Here is a 16,973-nt window from a genome sequence, read left to right as displayed (position 1 = left end):
GGACCCGGATGCCACCGCAGGGGTAGCGCGGGCCGGGCCGGGTACTCGTGGCGTCCCGATGTGTGAGGAGGCGACACCGTGACCGGGACCACCGAGACCAGGCCCACGCGATTCGTGCGCTCCGCGCGATCCGCGCGTCCGGGGCCGGACGAACAAGACCATCACTCCGTGGGCGAGCTGGTCGGGCAGGCCACCGAACAGCTCTCCCAGCTCGTACGACAGGAGATCACTCTCGCCAAGGAGGAGCTGGCCGAGAAGGGGCGGCGCGCGGGACGCGGCGGCGGGCTCCTCGGCGCGGCCGGCGCCGTCGCCTATGTGGGGTTCATGACCCTCGCCGCCGCCGGGGTCGGGGCGCTGTCGCTCGTGCTGGACGTGTGGGCCGCCGCGCTGATCGTCATGGGCGTGCTGTTCGTGATCGCCGCCGTGCTGGCCGCGGTCGGGCGCGCGCAACTCCGGCGGGCCACCCCTCCGAGGCCTGAGCTGGCGCTCGACAGCGTCAAGGCGGACATGGACGAGATCAAGGGGAGGGCTCGGCGATGACGAACGCATCCGGAAGGGCCGACGGCTCGGTGGGCGCCAAGGGGCCAGACGAACTCCGACGGCAGATCGAGGTGACCCGGGCGCAGCTCGGCGACACGGTGGAGGAACTGGCCGCCAAGGCCGATGTGAAGGCGAGGGTGCACTCGGCGTGGGAGCGGGTGCCCCGGGAGGCGGTCGTCGTGGGCGGCGCGGGTGTCGCCGTGGCCACGGCGGGGGTACTGGTCTGGCGCCACTACCACTAGTCTGCGCGGCCCCGTTCCTTGCCACCCGGATTGCCCACCCGCCCACCCGACTCGCCCAGGTGGCAAGCCCGGCTCACAAGGCGTGGCGCAGGGCCAGCCCTGCTCGAAGAGCCGAGGAAGGGGCTCGGCGCTCGAAGGCCTTGCTGAGAGCCAGCTCGCTGAGGGCCGGCTCCACCGGCCGTTTCGCATGCCCTGACGGCGGCCGCCCGCGGTCGGACGATGCGGCCGGTTGCGTGGGGCGCACACGCGGCCGACGTCCGACCGCGGTCCGCCCACGCCGGTGGCGGTCGGCCTTGTCTGTGGGGCGCCCCGGCTACGGTCGGCTGCCGGGCGCACCCGCCGACCGGCTGATGAACGATGAACCGTGGGCACGCCCCCCACCGGAACGGTGGCGGAGGCGTCCCTTCCGCCTGCGTTGACGGCGACCGCATCCGGCGGCGCCGGGGCTGACGGCGAGTGACTGTGACGTGCCCGCCGTCGTGGCCGGGTGGCCGGCTGGCCGTGGGCCCGGCCAGCCCGGCCGGTGGTGGAGGAGTGGGTCCCGGAGGCGTCGATGGTGCCGGATCCGGGGCGCAGGCGCCGACTGGTCCGGCTGCTGCAGGCCCTTCCCCGGATTGGTGGTGGAAGCGCCAGTTCTGCATGCGCTGGAAGGCGATCGGCTGTGACGTGCCCGGCCGTCGGCCGTCGGCGGCCGGCCCGGCCGGTCGGGCCGGTGGTGGACCGGTGGTGGAGGCGTGCGCCGCAGGTGTCGATGGCGGCCGTTTCGGGGTGTAGGGGCCGACAGTGGTTGGCACCCGCAGTGGTTGGCTGCGGGCTGCGGGCTGCGGGGCGCCGCGCCGGGCAAGGGGGGAGCGGGTCGCCGACTGGGCCGACGGGCGGCTCGGGCTGTACGGCCGTATGGGGGCGCGGCTCGTCCATGCTGAGGGCGGTTGGTCGTGGCCGCTTGTCAGCGGGGTGGTGGTGGGGGCGAGGCCCTCCCTTGCCGAGGCGCGGCTCACGATCCGGTGCGGCCCGCTCGGTCCGGCACGGCTCGCGATCCGGTCGCGGCCTCGCTCGATTCCGCGTGGCCTCGTTCTCATCCCCGCGCGGCCTCGCCCTCATCCCTTGCTCATCGCGTCCGGTCCGCCCGCGGCTCGGGTGCGGGCCTCTCGCAGGGCCCGCAGACGGGGTGGCCACTTGCGGGTGTCGCGGGGCTCGACGTAGGGCTCGTCGGTGGCGGAGCGGCCCTCGGTGATGGCGCGTTCGCGCGAGAGTTCCGCGTCGAATTCGAGGCCGAGGAGGATCGCGAGGTTGGTGAGCCAGAGCCAGACGAGGAAGACGACCGCGCCGGCGAGCGTGCCGTAGGTCTTGTTGTAGGAGCCGAAGGTGGCGGCGTAGACGGCGAAGCCGGCGGACGCGGCGAGCCAGATGAGCGTGGCGAGGACACCGCCGGGGCTGACCCAACGGAAGCCCCGGCCGCGGACGTTGGGCGCGGCCCAGTACAGCAGCGCGATCATCAGGGTCACCAGCACCAGCAGGACCGGCCACTTGGCGATGCCCCAGATCGCGATCGCCGCGTCGCCGAGCCCGATCGTCGTGCCCGCCCGCTCGGCCAGCGGACCCGTGAACACCACGATCGACGCGCTCGCCGCCAGCATCAGCATCAGCACCAGCGTCAGTCCGATCCGCAGCGGCGTCACCTTCCACACCGGACGCCCCTCCGGCAGGTCGTACACCGCGTTGGACGTACGGATGAACGCGGCCACGTACCCCGACGCCGACCACACCGCCGCCAGCAGGCCGACGATCGCCAGCACCCCGCCCGTACCGCCGCTGTCGCCCAGTTGGACGACCGCGTCCCGCAGGATGTCCCGCGCGGGGCCGGGCGCCAGGTCGCCGATGTTGTCCAGGATCTTGTCGGTCGCGCGTTGTCCGACGACCCCGAGCATCGACACCAGCACCAGCAGCGCGGGGAACAGCGAGAGCACGCCGTAGTACGTCAACGCCGCCGCCCGGTCGGACAGTTCGTCGTCCTGGAACTCCTTGACCGTGCGCCGCACCACCGCCCACCACGAACGCCTCGGCAGTCCGGTGGGACCGTCCGCCCCGGTCCGCCCCTCGGTCTGTGCCTCTGTCTCCGCCCCGGTCCCCGTCTCGGTTTCCGGATCCTTCCCCACCCGCTCGGCCTCGGGCCGCTTCTCGTCCATGACCGGGCGGGTCTCCCGAAACCGGGCCCCGAATCGCGGACTTGACCTGAATCTTGGTTGAGGTTGAAAAGTGGTCGGTCCGCAGTCCTCGAGCACGATCATGATCATGGGAGAGCGGCATGACCCGTCGTACGGACCTCCATCCCGTCGTCGACCGCCCCGACGTCGGGGCGCCCTTCTTCAGCACCTGGCAGGTGGGCACGCCCCTGCGGCAGCGGCAGACCGTCGAGGCCGTCGCCGACACCTGGGAGCGGCGGCCGTGGCCCACGGAAGGGTTGTTGGGGTACTTCGTCTACACGGCGGAGGACGGTTCCGGCCTGCTGCACTACTCCCAGTGGGTCGACGAGCAGGCGTACGAGGCCTTCCTGAAGACGCGCCGACAGGAGCGCAACGACGCCATCGACACGGCCGTGCCGGGGATCGAGCGGGTGGGGCTCGGGCGTTATCGGCGGTACCGCAGCCTCACCGGGGACGACCGCGCCGCACGGGTGCCGGGGTGCGTCGTGATCGTCGACGTCGAGTTCGACGGGCCGGACCCGGCACGGCAACGCGCCTGGGTGGACGCTGTCGAGGAGGCCCTGGTCGCCGAGCCGAACCCGCACCCCGGCGGTATCTCCGCCCACTTCCACCTCGGCACCGACGGCACCCGCGTCCTCAACTACGCCGAGTGGGAGACCGCCCGGCACCACATCGACGCCCTCGCCGCACCCGGCGACGGCGTCGGCTCGTCCTCGCCGCTCTGGCGGCGCGTCCAGACCTGGCCGGGCCTCAAGGGCAGCACGGTCCAGCGCTACGAGTACGCCCTCGGCCTCGTCCCCGACTGACCCGAGCCACACTCTCCACCGGCCGGACGCCCCCGCCCCGACGAGCCGGGCCTCGGCCCCAACGAGCCGGGCCCCCGGCCCGCAGGCCTCTCCCGCCCATCCACCGACCTCTCCGGCCTCCCCGACCCACCGAACACTTCAATCGTCTGGACAAAAAAAGTTTTCGGTGAGACGGTGGAGCCATGTTGGACGTCACCGTGATCGAGGACCCCGAGGCAGCGGCGGTCTCGCTGGACCCCATACGGGTCCGGCTGCTCGCCGAGCTGGCCGCCGGGCCCGCGTCGGCTGCCATGCTGGCCGGAAAGGTCGGGCTGCCGCGCCAGAAGGTGAACTACCACCTCAAGGCGCTGGAGAAGCACGGTCTGGTCGAGCTGGCGGGAGAGCGCCGCAAGGGCAATGTCACCGAGCGGCTGATGCGGGCGACCGCCGCGTCGTACGTGATCTCACCGCTCGCGCTCGCCGCCGTCCAGCCCGACCCGGACCGCTTCAAGGACCAGCTCTCCGCACGCTGGCTGCTCGCGCTCGGCGCCCGGCTGGTCCGGGACGTCGGGTCCTTGATCACGGGCGCGGCCAAGGCCCGCAAGCGGCTCGCGACCTACGCGCTCGACGGCGAGGTCACCTTCGCCACGGCCGCCGACCGGGCCGCGTTCGTCCAGGAGCTGACGGCCGGGATGAGCGCGCTCATCCGCAAGTACGACGCCCCCGACGCCGAGAGCGGCCGAGGCCACCGGATCGTCGTCGCCGTACACCCCACGGTCAAGCCGCAGACCGCCGAAGGGCCCGACCGGCCCGAACTGCCCGATCGGTAGAACCCCCGACCTCCCCCGACCTCCCCCGACCTCCCCCGACCTCCCCCGAACACCCTGAACTGTCCGACCAGTAAGACCCGTTGAGGAGCACACCATGTCCAAGGAATTCGAGATCGCCCGGGAGTTCGAGGTCGACGCCACCCCCGAGGAGGTGTGGGAGGCGGTCACCGCAGGGACCGGCGGCTGGCTGTGGCCGATGGAGGCGCCCGAGCCGCGCGTCGGAGGCAAGGGGCCGTTCGGCTCCGCGGTGATCGCGTGGGATCCACCGCACCGCTACACCAACCGCGTCGAGGACGTCGAGGGCATCTCCGAACAGACCCTCAACCAGCTGGACTACACGATCGAACCCCGCGACGAAGGCCGACGGGCCTGGGTGCGGTACGTCCACAGCGGCATCTTCGTCGACGACTGGGACAACCAGTACGACGGCGCCGCCAAGCACACGGCGTTCTATCTGCACACCCTGCGCCAGTACCTGACGCGCTTCGCGGGCCGTCCGGTCACCGCGTTCGCCACCTTCGACGGACCTGAGACGTCCGGGACCCCCGACGCGCTCACCACCGTCGGACGGGCGCTCGGCCTCGCGGACGACACCCCCGAAGGGGCCCGGGTCCAGGCCAAGGGCCCCGACGGGCAGCTCCTCGACGCCGTAATCGACTACCGCGACCCGTACTTCATCGGCCTGCGCACCGACGACGCCCTCATCCGCTTCTTCGGCCGCAACCACTGGGGCCACCGCGTCGGCATGAGCGTCCACGACTTCGCCCCGGGCGCCGACGCCGAGGCCGACGAGGCCACGTGGAAGGGCTGGCTGAACGGCGTGTTCAGCCAGCCCTGAGCACCACCGCCGGTTACGGCTCGAACCGCAGCACCTGCGGGTCGTGGTCGCTGATCTGGTCGTTGAACTCCGAGTTGATGTGCACGCTGTCGTACGTGAACTCGCAGGAACGCCGGATCGAGGGGCTGATCAGGATCTGGTCGAGGACCTGGGTGTTGCCCTGGAAGACGTACGAGTAACGCTCGCTCTTCGGCAGCGACTTGAACGCCGACCACAGGGCGCCGTCGTTCTCCAGGAGCTCGGCGGTGTCGGAGAACTCGAAGTCGTTGATGTCGCCGAGGGCGATCACGTCCGCGTTCTTCTCCTTCGCCAGGATCTCCTTGACGAAGGAGTTCACGGCCGTCGCCTGGAGGTGGCGCTGGGTCTCCGAGCCGCGCTTCGGCGGCTGGAACTCCGAGTGCAGCGACTGGTCGCCGCCCTTGGAGGCGAAGTGGTTCGCGATCACGAAGACGGACTTGCCGCGGAAGGAGAACTCGCCGACGAGCGGCTTACGGCTGTTCGTCCAGGCGGCGTTCGCCGGGTCGATACGGCCGGGGGAGACCGTCAGCCGCGCCTTGCCGTACGCCTTCGTCACACCGACGGCGGTCGAGGCGTCGCCGCCCGCGCGGTCGGTGAAGGAGACCCGCTCGGGGTTGAACAGGAAGACCTGGCGGATGTTGCCGCCGGGCTCGCCGCCGTCCGCGAGGTTCACCGGGTCGATGGACCGCCACTCGTACGTCGGGCCGCCGGCCGCCGTGATCGCCTCGACCAGCTTCTTCATCGTCTGGTCGGCGGCGACCGTACCGTCGTTGGTGGCACCGTTGTTGTCCTGGATCTCCTCCAGGGTCACGATGTCGGGCGACTGGAGGTTGTGCACGATCGCGGCCGCGTGGTCCGCGAAGGTGGCGTCCGAGGGGTCCAGGTTCTCGACGTTGTACGTCGCCACCGCGAGCTCGCCGCGCCTCTGCTTGCGGGTCGTCTCGCGCTCCAGGCCACCCTGCTTCAGGGTGCCGATCTGGTTGGCGACGAGCGTGTAGCCGCCGAACTGGTTGTAGTCCAGCGGGCCGGCCGAGATGCCCTTGAGGACGTCACCGACGTTCGCCTTCGGGAAGTCGGCGACCGCGCCCAGCGACTGGATCTGCAGCCGGCCGGTGTTCTGCGAGGTGTAGGAGCCGTACACCGTGCCGCCGCGCCGGTTGGCGTTCTCCCGGGGCTTCACCGTGACCCACAGCTCGGTGAACGGGTCGGTGGCTCCGACCACACGGGTGTCGGCGACCTGGACGTTCATGCCCTCCAGGGACTCGTAGCGGTCCAGGGCGTACGTGGCCGGGGCGAGCGTGAGGCCGTTGACCGAACCGCCGGCGGCGGTGTCGCCGACCGGGGCGTACCTGTTCGGCACGGACTTGGCGTCGATGACGGTCGCGGCCGGGACGGCGTTGCCCGTGGAGACCACCGTGATCGTCGGGCGGGTGATCTGCGTCACGGACTGGTTTCCGGACGAAGTGCCGCCCGGCACGAACTCGGAGACCGTGCCCGAGACCGTCACCGCGTCGCCCACCGAGACCGTCGGCCGGGAGCTGGTGAAGACGAACACGCCCTCGCTCGTGGCCGGGTCGGCGTCCGCCTTGGGGTCCTGGATCCAGAAGCCGCGCGAACCGTAGGTGCGTACGCCCGTGACGATTCCCTCCACGCCGGTGACCTGCTGGCCGGCGAGCGGGGACGTCCGGGTGGTGCCCTGGATGTCGTGGATGCGTATCGAGTCCGCCTCGGCGGGCGAGGTCAGGACCACGGCGGACACCGTGGAGCAGATGGCGGCGACGGTCAGCGCGCCGATGCGCGCGGTTCTCTTGCTCGGCAAGGGGATCCCTCCGGGGACGTATGTGAGCGCCGGGACGAGAGTGGACGGGGGTGGCCTGCGACCGGTGGGGCGGTGCGACGCGCGTAGAACTCCGACGGGCACCGATGAGCTCCGATGGTCATGTCGGTGGACGGCCCCGGAGTCACCCCAGAGCTACCCGTGAGTTTCTACGCGCGTCAATCTCCAGCCTGGTCAGGCCACTTGTCAAGGTTTCAGCCACGTCCGACTCCTGGCAGGTACATGAACCGGGCGGCATGGGTGGAAATCCGTCTAGGCTGAGCGGCTGCGTACGTGTACAGGTGCCGGGCGTGATCGGAGGCCGTGTTCCGTTCGTACTTGTACGCGTACCCGTACCCGTACCCGTACCCATAGGCGTACCGCGTGCCGGACACCGCCTACAGCCACCACCCGTACTACTGCCACCACCCGTATCGCTCGTCACCACCACCACCACCGTTACCGTCACCGCCGCCACCGCTCGTTGCGAGGAGAACTCCGCCGATGTCAGACAGCTCGCCATTGCCGCCGGTGCGGCTTCTCCCCGAAGCGGAGCTGGCGCGGCAGGCGCTCGCCACGCCGCTGCTCTCGCGCGCCGTACGCCTCGCCCGCTGGGCCGGGCCGGACACGCGTGTGGGCACCGGGGGCGAACTCGTCGACGAGCAACTGCCCGCCGCCGCCGAGGCGCTCGGGCTCACCGGCGAGGGCCTTGACGGCGCCGAGGCGGCGGCGTCGGCCAGCGAGGCCTGGCGGGTGGCCCTGGACACCGGGCTCGTCGAGATCGTGAACCCCGACGAAGGGGAGGGGACGGTCGCCGTGGGCGAGGACCTCGCGCTCCTCGTCTCCGGCGGCCCGCAGGATGTGCTCGGCATCTGGCTCACGGCCCTGGAGACCGCCCTCGCCGACGCGAGCGTGCCCGACCTCGACGGCCTCGTCGACGCCATGGACTCGGGCGGCGAGATCGACTTCTCCGGGCTGGACTGGGACCCCGAGGCCGAGGCCGCGTTCCTCGACGGTGTGCTCGGCAACCTCTACCACCTCACCGTCAGCGAGGACGGCCCCGACGGGCCGGTGCCGCTGCCCGCCCTCGCCGCGTCGATGATCGTCCCGGACGGCATGGGCGAGCCCACCAACGACGTACTGGAACAGGTCTCGGACGCGATGATGCGGCTCGACGACCAGTTCCGGGTGCTGGAGCCGGTCGGGCTGGTGGAGTACCAGCCCGTGGACGAGGCGCTGATGACGGACGTGGAGGAGGCCGTCGCCGCCGAGGGCGCCGAAGGGCCGAGTGGGCCTTCCGTCGACGACACCGATGTCACGCGCTACGGCATGGTCCGGCTCACCCCGCTCGGGCTGTACGGGATGCGGGCGCGGTTCCAGGATGCGGGCGTGTCCGCGCCCGCGGTCGGGGACCTCGTCGACAAGGGTGCGGACGTGCTGCTGGACGGCACCGCCGGGTTCCCGCCGGCGGCGGCCCAGGCCGAGACCGAGCAGTGGCTCGCGCGCCGGGAGTCGCTGGACGCGGCCCGCGAGTTGCTCGCGGCCGCGCGTGGCTCCGATGCAGGCGCGCCGCTGCGGCGGCTGCGGTGTCAGCAGGCGCTGTCCCTCGTGGGGGCCGTGGCCGAGCCGGCCCTCCGGGAGGTTCTGGACGACCCCGAGCTGGGCGGGCTCGCCCGGGTGTGGCTGACCGAGCGCGGTGCCGTCGACGTGCCCGCGCCGTCCGAGGCCATGGTCTTCTGGCTGACCATCGACACGGTGGCCGCGCAGCTGGCGGCCGAAGGGAACTCCGCGGAGCTGCGGGCGCTGGTGGAGGGGCTGGCCGCGCAGCACGGTTCGTTCTTCGCGGCGGCGTGGCGGGTGGACCACCCGGCCACGCCCGATGTCCTTGAGGCGATGGGGAGGATCCACCCCGACAAGAGGGTGGCGAAGGAGGCCCGCAAGGCGGCGTTCAAGGCGCGGTCTCAGAAGGGGCCTGGGGGCGCCTGACAGCTCGGGGGTGCGGGTCCCTCGGCGGGTGCGGCCCGGTGGGGCTTCTCGCGCAGTTCCCCGCGCCCCTGAAAGGCAGGGGCTGCGCCCCGTGCTTTCAGGCCCGCAGGGGTCTGGGCGTTCAGGCCCGCAGGGGCTTGGGCTTTTAGGGGCGCGGAGGCCTGGGCTTTTAGGGGCGCAGGGGCTTGGGCTGAGGGGCGCGGAGGCCTGGGCTTTTAGGGGCGCAGGGGCTTGGGCTGAGGGGCGCGGAGGCCTGGGCTATTAGGGGCGCGGAGGCCTGGGCTTTTAGGGGCGCGGGGAACTGCGCGAGCAACCACGACGCACCCGCAGCCGCACTCCCCGACGCACCCGCACCCCCCGCTATCAGGCGCTCAAGGGGGGCGAAGGGGCGCGCAGCCCCTTGGTGGGTTCACCGAAGGCGGGGGGCTTCCTTCTCCCCTCGTTCAACCGGCGTTCAAGCGTGAGCGCAACCGTGGCGCGACAACTCGGGTCCGCCCCCCACGGTCAGCCCACCGCACGCAGGAGACAGCATGTCGCTCACCCGCAGGGACTTCGCCAGACGATCCGCGGTCACCGGAGCCGGTGTCGCGCTGGCCGGCAGCGTAGGCGCCCTCGCCACCGCGCCGAACGCCCTCGCGTCGACGGACACGGACACCCGGACCGGCAACGCGACCGACGACGACAACGCGACCGACAACGGCACCGAGCGCGGGGCGGACCGTCACGGTGGAGTCGGATACGGCCCCCTCGTGCCCGACCCCCAGGGCATCCTGGCGCTGCCCGCCGGGTTCACGTACCGGATCATCACGTACAGCGGGAAGACCAAGCTGGAGTCGGGCGAGTTCACGCCGGGCAAGCACGACGGCACCGCCGCCTTCTCCGGCCCTCGCGGCACCACCCTCCTCGTCAACAACCACGAGCTGAAGGGACCCCGGGCCAACTGGGAGTTCCCGGTGCCGCTCACCGAGGGACTCGTCTACGACCCGGCGGCGGCCGGCGGCTGCACGGTGGTGGAGGTGCGGCCCGACGGGCGCGTCGCCGAGTGGGTCGGGATCGCGGGCACATCCACCAACTGCGCGGGCGGCAGCACCCCTTGGGGCACCTGGCTCACCTGTGAGGAGAACTCCGACCGGGCCGGCGTCAACGGCATGACCAAGGACCACGGCTACGTCTTCGAGGTCGACCCCTGCGACCGCCGCGCCAACCGCGCCCCGAAGCCGTTGAAGTTCTTCGGCCGCTACGACCACGAGGCCGTCGTCATCGACCCCAGGCGAGGCCACGCCTACCTCACCGAGGACGCCGCCGGCCCCAATGGCTTGTTCTACCGCTGGACCCCGCCCAAGGGATTCGCCTACGGGTCGGGGAAGTTCCGCACCCTCGCCGACGACGCCGGCGTCCTCCAGGCGCCCCGCTGCTACGACTCCGGCGGCCGGTTCGTCGACGACCTGTCCCGCGCCACGAAGATCGGCACGGTGTTCGGGGTCGACTGGATCGACGTCCCCGACCGTGACGCCGGGACCGTCGCCGTGCGCAAGCAGTTCGCCGACACCGAGATCACCCGCGCCCGCAAGCTGGAGGGCATGTGGTGGGGCGACGGCGGCGCGTACATCGTCTCCTCGTACGCCCGCACGGAGAGCCCCGGCGCCGCGCACGACGGCCAGGTCTGGTTCTACGACCCCAAGCGCCGCACCCTCACCCTGAAGGTGCTGCTCGGCGTCAACCCGGACCCGTCCGTCGACGGCGCCCTCGACGGCCCCGACAACATCACCGTCTCCCCCTACGGAGGCATCGTCCTCGCCGAGGACGGCGAGGGCGTCTCGCACCTCTTCGGCGCGACCGACACCGGCCGTACGTACCCGATCGCCCGCAACGACCTCAACATCGGCACCGAGGAGGAGCCGGAGTACAGCGAGTTCGCCGGCGTCACCTTCTCACCCGACGGAAAGACCCTGTACGCCAACATCCAGACCCCGGGAATCCTGCTCGCGATCACCGGCCCGTGGAAGCGGCACAAGCGGTGACAACAGTCGCGACCAGGCCGTGAGTTAATTCGTTCGCCCGGCCCGCGGCGCGCCTCCTAGAGTGATGCCTGTCCAGGTGCGAAGGCAGGACCTACTTCCACTCATAATGGGGCGGCCGCGGGTTCGAGTCCCGTCACCGGTACCAACACGCCGGTGTAGCTCAGGGGTTAGAGCACCTACGTCGGTTCCGCCGGCTTCGATCTCTGGACACCCAAAGCTTCACGCACCTCCCGGTGCGCTCTTCGATCTCGGGAGGCGCGGCAGATGGTGGGTGCCCGGTGCGCAGGCAGCGGATACTTCGGGAACTGGTGGGGAGAAATCCTCGTGCGGGTTCAAATCCCGTCATCGACGTACGGTCGGTGTGGCGGAATGGAAGACGCGCCAGTTATAAGAACCGCCGCCGACTTCGACCTCGGGCACCTTCCCTCTGCCGTGCCTCCCCCTGAAACCTGAAACAGGAATTCCACGCACGAAGTGCTGAAGAATTCGGGGGAATTCACCATGGCGCGATTCAACACGAAGGCCGGCAAGGCGCAGCCCACCTCGCGGGTCACCTCCACGGGGCGAGTGCTCCGTACGTACGAGGGCGGCCGCGGCCGTGAGCGGGACGAGCGCTCCGAGCTGTTCCTGCTATCGATCGCCAACTTCGTCGCGCAGAAGACCTCCTACGAGAGCGGCGAGGACCGGGACGACCGGTTCGCCGCGCTCGTGCGCCGGCTCGCCGTCACCGACCCGGCGTGGACGGCCGGCCTGCTCGGCTGGCTGCGCGGCGAGGGCAACCTCCGTACGGCCTCCCTCGTGGGCGCCGCCGAGTACGTGAAGGCACGGCTCGACGCCGGCGTCACCGACGGGCCCACCAACCGCCAGGTCGTCGACTCGGTGCTGCGGCGTCCGGACGAGCCCGGCGAACTGCTCGCCTACTGGACCTCGCGGTACGGCCGCACCATCCCCAAGCCGGTGAAGCGGGGCATCGCCGACGCCGTACGACGGCTCTACAACCCCAAGTCGCTGCTGAAGTACGACACCGCGTCCAAGGGCTACCGCTTCGGCGACATCCTGAACCTGGTGCACGCGGCGCCCGACCCGGACAAGCCGTGGCAGGGGGACCTGTTCCAGTACGCCCTCGACCGGCGCCACAACCCGGACACGGCGGTCGTGCCCAGGTCGCTGCCCGTCCTCGCGGCCCACCGCGACCTGATGGAGCTGCGGCCCGCGAAGCGGCGCCGGGTCGTCACCGGCGCGGGCGGCGCCCGGCGCCTCGCGGACGCGGGCATCACCTGGGAGGCGCTGGCGGGCTGGCTGCAGGGGCCGATGGACAAGGCGGCCTGGGAGGCCGTCATCCCCTCCATGGGTGTCATGGCCCTGACGAGGAACCTGCGGAACTTCGACGAGACGGGCGTCTCCGACGAGGTCGCGGCGCGGGTGGCGGCGCGGATCAGTGACCCGGCGGAGGTCGCGCGGTCGCGGCAGTTCCCGTTCCGGTACCTCTCGGCGTACCGGCACGCGCCCTCGCTGCGCTGGGCGTACCCGCTGGAGCAGGCGCTCGGCCACTCGCTGGCCAACGTGCCCGCGCTGCCCGGCCGGACCCTGGTCCTGGTCGACCGCTCGGGCTCGATGTTCTGCTCCCGGCTGACCGACCGCTCCTCGCTCACCTACGCCGACGCGGCGGCGGTCTTCGGCACGGCGCTCGCGCTGCGGGCGGCGGACGCGGACCTCGTCGAGTTCGGGAGCACGAGCCGGGTGGTGAAGTTCGGTGCGGGCGAGTCCGTGCTGAAGATCATCGGCCGGTTCGGCGACCTGGGCGGCACCGACACCACCGAGGCCGTCCGCCGCCACTACCGCAAGCACGACCGGGTGCTGATCGTCACCGACGAGCAGGCCGCCTTCAGCCACTACGGCGACCCGACCCAGCAGATCCCGGCCCACGTGCCGGTCTACACCTGGAACCTCGCCGGCTACCGGGCGGGCCACGGCCCCTCCGGCAAGGCGAACCGCCACACCTTCGGCGGCCTTTCGGACGCGGCTTTCCGGATGGTGCCCCTGCTTGAGGCGGCACGGGACGCCGACTGGCCGTGGGTCGGCCGAGGGCGGCAGTCCGGTGTCGGCCGCGGCTGACGAGCGGGGTGAGTGTGGCCCGTATCCCAGTGGGGGTACGGGCCACACCCTTGTTCGCGGCCCTTGCTGACATCTAACATTTCAGTCCATGGAGGCCATACGACCGGTCAGTCGCACCCTGCTCAGGGATCGCGCCTACCAAGCCATCCGGGACGCCATCGTGGCCGGGGAGATCGAGCCGGGCGCGGTGGTGCGTGACGCCGAGTTCGCGGAGTTGCTGGGGCTGTCGCGGGCGCCGGTGCGGGAGGCGTTCTCCCGGCTGGTGGACGAGGGGCTCCTGGAGAGCAAGCCGCAGAGCTACACGCGGGTCACGGCCGTCGTGGCCGCCGACGTGCGGGACGCGGCGGCGGTGGTCGGTGCCATGCACGAGTTGGCCACCCGGACCGCCGTACCCCGGCTGTTCGCGGCGGACGTCGAGACGATGCGCTCGGCCAACGAGCGGTTCGCGGCGGCCGTCCGCACGGGCGACGTCGACGCCGCCCTGGTCGCCGACGACGAACTCCACGACGTCCTCGTCCGGGTGAGCGGCAACCGCGCGGCCGCCGCCACCATCGCCCGCTACACCCCGCTCATCCGCCGGCTGGAGCGACGCCGCTTCGGTGAGGGCGGCAACTGCCGGTCGGCCGGCCTGCACGACCAGTTGATCGAGGCCTGCGGGGCCGGTGACACGGACGAGGCGGTCCGCGTCACGGCGGAGATCTGGCGCGGCCTGGCCGCACTCGTCGACGAGCCGACCGACGAGCCGACCGACGAGCCGGCTCACGAGCTCGCCCACCCGGCCGTCGACGCGCCCGTGCTCGAAGCGGACCACTGACTCGCCCCGCCCCGCCCCGCCCTGCCCCCGCTCGCTCTGCCCCGCCCCCGCTCCATCCCGCCCCACTCCACCCGGGAGGACCCGTGTCCCTTTCTTCCTTCGAGCGCTACCCGCTCCTCTTCGGGCCCTCGCCGGTCCACCCGCTGGAGCGGCTGACCGCGCACCTCGGCGGCGCCTCCGTCTGGGCCAAGCGTGAGGACTGCAACTCCGGCATCGCCTACGGCGGCAACAAGACCCGCAAGCTGGAGTATCTCGTCGCAGACGCGCTCGCCCAGGGCTGCGACACCCTCGTCTCCATCGGCGGAGTGCAGTCCAACCACACCCGCCAGGTCGCCGCCGTCGCCGCTCACGCCGGGCTCAAGTGCGTGCTGGTGCAGGAGAGTTGGGTCGACTGGCCGGACCCCGTGTACGACAAGGTCGGCAACATCCTGATCAGCCGGCTGGCCGGCGCCGACGTACGGCTCGTGCGGGCCGGCTTCGGCATCGGCTTCAAGGAGAGCTGGGAACTGGCGCTCCGGGAGGTCGAGGACGGCGGCGGCAAGCCGTACGCCATCCCGGCCGGCGCCTCCGACCACCCCCTCGGCGGCCTCGGCTTCGCGGGCTGGGCGTACGAAGTAGCCGAGCAGGAGAAGGAGTTGGACGTCTTCTTCGACACGGTGATCGTCTGCTCGGTGACCGGCTCGACCCAGGCCGGCATGGTCGCCGGCTTCGCCGCGCTGGAGGAGGCGGGCGGACGGCCGCGCCGGGTGGTCGGCATCGACGCCTCGGCCAAGCCGACCACCACCCGTGAGCAGATCGCCCGCATCGCCGACAACACCGGCCGACTCATCGGCCTCAAGCGGGAGTTGACCGTGGCGGACATCGAACTGGACGAGCGCTACCACGCCGGGATCTACGGCGTGCCGGACGACGCCACCCTCGTGGCCATGCAGCTCGCCGCGCGCACCGAGGGCATGGTCACCGACCCCGTGTACGAGGGCAAGTCGATGGCCGGGATGATCGACCTGATCGAGCGCGGCGAGATCGGCCCGGAGTCCACCGTCCTCTACGCCCACCTGGGCGGGCAGCCCGCGCTGAACGCGTACAGCGGAGTGATTCAGTGACGTCGAAGGCCCTGCTCCGGGGCTGACCCGGAAGAGACGCCGGGGGCGGCGCACGGCCGGGCGCCCTCGTGCGGAGCGCCCGGTGCCGCGTACGTACGTGACCTCACAGGGACTGGGCCGCCGGCTTCACCATCCCCCGGACCGTACGGGACTTCACGAAGTCGCCCATCGCGGTCATCTCCCACTCACCGGAGAACTGCTTGATCAGCTTGGCCATCATCACGCCGGTCTGGGCCTCGGCGTTGGTGAGGTCGAAGCGGACCAGCTCCTCGCCGGTCGCGGCGTCGAGGAGGCGGCAGTAGGCCTTGGCGACCTCGGTGAACTTCTGGCCGGAGAAGGAGTTGACGGTGAAGACCAGTCCGGTGACCTCCTGCGGAAGCCGTCCGAGGTCGACCACGATGACCTCGTCGTCGCCTCCGCCCTCACCCGTGAGGTTGTCGCCGGAGTGCTTGATCGAGCCGTTCACGATCGAGAGCTTGCCGAAGTAGCAGCTGTCGATGTGGTTGCGCTGCGGGCCGTACGCGATGACCGACGCGTCCAGGTCGATGTCCTTGCCCCGGTACGCCGGCTCCCAGCCGAGACCCATCTTGACCTGCGAGAGCAGCGGGCGGCCGCCCTTGACGAGGGAGACCGTCTGGTTCTTCTGGAGGCTGACGCGGCCCTTGTCCAGGTTGATCTTCCCGGCGCCGGGGGCGGGCGCGGCCGGAGGGGCGGCGGGGGCCGGGGGCGCGGCCGCGACGCGGGGGTCCACGGGCGGGGCCGGCGGGGTGGCCGGGGGCTGCGCCGTGGGCGCGGGCGGGGCGACGGGCTGGGCCGGGGCGGGCTCCTCCACGGTGACGCCGAAGTCCGTCGCGATGCCCGCGAGGCCGTTCGCGTACCCCTGGCCGACCGCGCGGGCCTTCCACGCGCCGTTGCGCAGATAGACCTCCACGATCACCAGGGCCGTCTCCGTGCCCAGCTGCGGCGGGGTGAACGTGGCGATCACCGAGCCGTTCGCCGCGTCGCGGATCGTGGCGGTCGGTTCGACGCCCTGGAAGGACTGGCCCGCCGCGTCCGGGCTGGCCGTGACGACGATCTTCTCGATGCCCGGGGGGACGGCCGTCGTGTCCACCGTGATCGAGTCGGGCGTCGCACCGCCGCCGGAGCGGTACGTCACGCCCGGGCCGGTCGGCTGGTTGTAGAAGATGAAGTCGTCGTCCGAGCGCACCTTGCCGTCGGCGGTGAGCAGCAGGCCCGATACGTCGAGCCGCACGGGCGCGGCGACGTCCACCGCGACGCGGGTGACGGGCAGCGGGATGTTCGAGCCGGGGGTCATAGCGGTCATGCCGGGTGAACGATCCGGGCCGCTTTACCGTTCCCTTACCGAGCCGCTCGGGGGGCCGTTCGGGTCAGCGGCGGTCGCGGTGGTGATTGCGGGGGTGGTCGCGGGCCGTGCGCTCGTTGCCGCGCTTGTAGTTGCCGGTCCAGCGGGCCATGACGAGCTGGGGGTCGCCGCTGGTCACCTCGGTGAGGAACGCGTCGGCGCGGGGCCCCCGCAGGGTGCCCGCGGGCCGGCCGTGGTGGGTGATCAGTACGGTGCCGGCCGGGAGCGCGGTGTAGGCGAAGCCGTGGGGTCGGGGCATGGCGGGGATCGTACGGGCCCAGGGGTGGCCGGGCCCATC

The 16,973-nt window shown here is 71.7% G+C and carries 14 protein-coding genes; 10 read left to right on the top strand and 4 right to left on the bottom strand.

Annotation, left to right across the window (positions count from 1 at the left end; genetic code table 11):
- Window positions 1–78 precede the first annotated feature (78 nt).
- Together OG202_RS12385 and OG202_RS46475 are read left to right on the top strand one after the other, a co-directional pair.
- On the top strand, window positions 79–540 hold the full coding sequence (locus OG202_RS12385) for a phage holin family protein (RefSeq protein WP_405961519.1): 462 nt from the start codon (window positions 79–81) through the stop codon (window positions 538–540).
- Complete coding sequence (locus OG202_RS46475; RefSeq protein WP_405961520.1) at window positions 537–782, top strand: DUF3618 domain-containing protein; 246 nt, start codon at window positions 537–539, stop codon at window positions 780–782. The genes OG202_RS12385 and OG202_RS46475 overlap by 4 nt, the downstream gene beginning before the upstream one ends.
- 1,097 nt (window positions 783–1,879) lie before the next feature.
- On the opposite strand, the gene OG202_RS12375 is transcribed toward OG202_RS46475, so the two are convergent.
- On the bottom strand, window positions 1,880–2,968 hold the full coding sequence (locus OG202_RS12375) for a YihY/virulence factor BrkB family protein (protein WP_327730295.1): 1,089 nt from the start codon (window positions 2,966–2,968) through the stop codon (window positions 1,880–1,882).
- Window positions 2,969–3,087: 119 nt separating this feature from the next.
- Between OG202_RS12375 and OG202_RS12370 the strand changes: the two genes are divergently transcribed.
- From OG202_RS12370 to OG202_RS12360, 3 genes are all read left to right on the top strand, one after another.
- A complete protein-coding gene (locus OG202_RS12370; protein ID WP_328222737.1) occupies window positions 3,088–3,792 on the top strand; it encodes an antibiotic biosynthesis monooxygenase in 705 nt (234 codons plus the stop codon).
- 182 nt (window positions 3,793–3,974) lie between these two features.
- A complete protein-coding gene (locus OG202_RS12365) occupies window positions 3,975–4,601 on the top strand; it encodes an ArsR/SmtB family transcription factor (protein ID WP_327730297.1) in 627 nt (208 codons plus the stop codon).
- Window positions 4,602–4,695: 94 nt separating this feature from the next.
- Window positions 4,696–5,439: an SRPBCC family protein gene (locus tag OG202_RS12360; RefSeq protein WP_327730298.1), complete on the top strand. Its 744-nt coding sequence runs from the start codon at window positions 4,696–4,698 to the stop codon at window positions 5,437–5,439.
- Between the two features lie 13 nt (window positions 5,440–5,452).
- On the opposite strand, the gene OG202_RS12355 is transcribed toward OG202_RS12360, so the two are convergent.
- The gene (locus OG202_RS12355) at window positions 5,453–7,276 is read right to left on the bottom strand and encodes an endonuclease/exonuclease/phosphatase family protein (protein ID WP_327730299.1); all 1,824 of its coding nucleotides are present in this window, start codon (window positions 7,274–7,276) and stop codon (window positions 5,453–5,455) included.
- 501 nt (window positions 7,277–7,777) lie between these two features.
- On the opposite strand from OG202_RS12355, the gene OG202_RS12350 reads away from it, so the two are divergent.
- The 5 genes from OG202_RS12350 to OG202_RS12330 all read left to right on the top strand — a co-directional run bounded on the left by OG202_RS12350 (window position 7,778) and on the right by OG202_RS12330 (window position 15,312).
- The gene (locus OG202_RS12350; RefSeq protein ID WP_326583664.1) at window positions 7,778–9,259 is read left to right on the top strand and encodes a hypothetical protein; all 1,482 of its coding nucleotides are present in this window, start codon (window positions 7,778–7,780) and stop codon (window positions 9,257–9,259) included.
- A gap of 530 nt (window positions 9,260–9,789) precedes the next feature.
- Complete coding sequence (locus tag OG202_RS12345; RefSeq protein ID WP_327730301.1) at window positions 9,790–11,280, top strand: alkaline phosphatase PhoX; 1,491 nt, start codon at window positions 9,790–9,792, stop codon at window positions 11,278–11,280.
- A gap of 501 nt (window positions 11,281–11,781) precedes the next feature.
- Window positions 11,782–13,395: a TROVE domain-containing protein gene (locus OG202_RS12340; RefSeq protein WP_327730302.1), complete on the top strand. Its 1,614-nt coding sequence runs from the start codon at window positions 11,782–11,784 to the stop codon at window positions 13,393–13,395.
- An 88-nt stretch (window positions 13,396–13,483) separates the two neighbouring features.
- Window positions 13,484–14,209 (top strand): GntR family transcriptional regulator, encoded by a 726-nt coding sequence (locus tag OG202_RS12335; protein WP_328222736.1) that lies wholly within the window; start codon window positions 13,484–13,486, stop codon window positions 14,207–14,209.
- A gap of 83 nt (window positions 14,210–14,292) precedes the next feature.
- Window positions 14,293–15,312, top strand: coding sequence for a 1-aminocyclopropane-1-carboxylate deaminase (locus tag OG202_RS12330; protein WP_327730304.1), 1,020 nt, complete (start codon window positions 14,293–14,295; stop codon window positions 15,310–15,312).
- A gap of 103 nt (window positions 15,313–15,415) precedes the next feature.
- Here the strand turns inward: OG202_RS12330 and OG202_RS12325 are convergent, their stop codons facing one another.
- Both OG202_RS12325 and OG202_RS12320 read right to left on the bottom strand, forming a co-directional pair.
- Window positions 15,416–16,627 carry a TerD family protein gene (locus OG202_RS12325; protein WP_327732286.1) on the bottom strand — a complete coding sequence of 404 codons (1,212 nt, stop codon included), beginning with the start codon at window positions 16,625–16,627 and terminating at the stop codon, window positions 15,416–15,418.
- A 73-nt stretch (window positions 16,628–16,700) separates the two neighbouring features.
- Window positions 16,701–16,934 (bottom strand): hypothetical protein, encoded by a 234-nt coding sequence (locus OG202_RS12320; RefSeq protein WP_326583669.1) that lies wholly within the window; start codon window positions 16,932–16,934, stop codon window positions 16,701–16,703.
- Between the last annotated feature and the right edge of the window lie 39 nt (window positions 16,935–16,973).

The organism is Streptomyces sp. NBC_00310, assembly GCF_036208085.1.
Classification (GTDB): domain Bacteria; phylum Actinomycetota; class Actinomycetes; order Streptomycetales; family Streptomycetaceae; genus Streptomyces.
This window is presented reverse-complemented; position numbering and strand designations above follow the sequence as displayed.

Excerpts from the sequence above, each read along its gene's own strand:
- OG202_RS12325 (WP_327732286.1), bottom strand. The coding sequence starts at position 16,627 with ATGACCCCCGGCTCGAACATCCCGCTGCCCGTCACCCGCGTCGCGGTG.
- OG202_RS12360 (WP_327730298.1), top strand. The coding sequence starts at position 4,696 with ATGTCCAAGGAATTCGAGATCGCCCGGGAGTTCGAGGTCGACGCCACC.
- OG202_RS12375 (WP_327730295.1), bottom strand. The coding sequence starts at position 2,968 with ATGGACGAGAAGCGGCCCGAGGCCGAGCGGGTGGGGAAGGATCCGGAA.
- OG202_RS12345 (WP_327730301.1), top strand. The coding sequence starts at position 9,790 with ATGTCGCTCACCCGCAGGGACTTCGCCAGACGATCCGCGGTCACCGGA.
- OG202_RS12335 (WP_328222736.1), top strand. The coding sequence starts at position 13,484 with ATGGAGGCCATACGACCGGTCAGTCGCACCCTGCTCAGGGATCGCGCC.
- OG202_RS12370 (WP_328222737.1), top strand. The coding sequence starts at position 3,088 with ATGACCCGTCGTACGGACCTCCATCCCGTCGTCGACCGCCCCGACGTC.
- OG202_RS12350 (WP_326583664.1), top strand. The coding sequence starts at position 7,778 with ATGTCAGACAGCTCGCCATTGCCGCCGGTGCGGCTTCTCCCCGAAGCG.
- OG202_RS12320 (WP_326583669.1), bottom strand. The coding sequence starts at position 16,934 with ATGCCCCGACCCCACGGCTTCGCCTACACCGCGCTCCCGGCCGGCACC.
- OG202_RS46475 (WP_405961520.1), top strand. The coding sequence starts at position 537 with ATGACGAACGCATCCGGAAGGGCCGACGGCTCGGTGGGCGCCAAGGGG.
- OG202_RS12365 (WP_327730297.1), top strand. The coding sequence starts at position 3,975 with ATGTTGGACGTCACCGTGATCGAGGACCCCGAGGCAGCGGCGGTCTCG.
- OG202_RS12340 (WP_327730302.1), top strand. The coding sequence starts at position 11,782 with ATGGCGCGATTCAACACGAAGGCCGGCAAGGCGCAGCCCACCTCGCGG.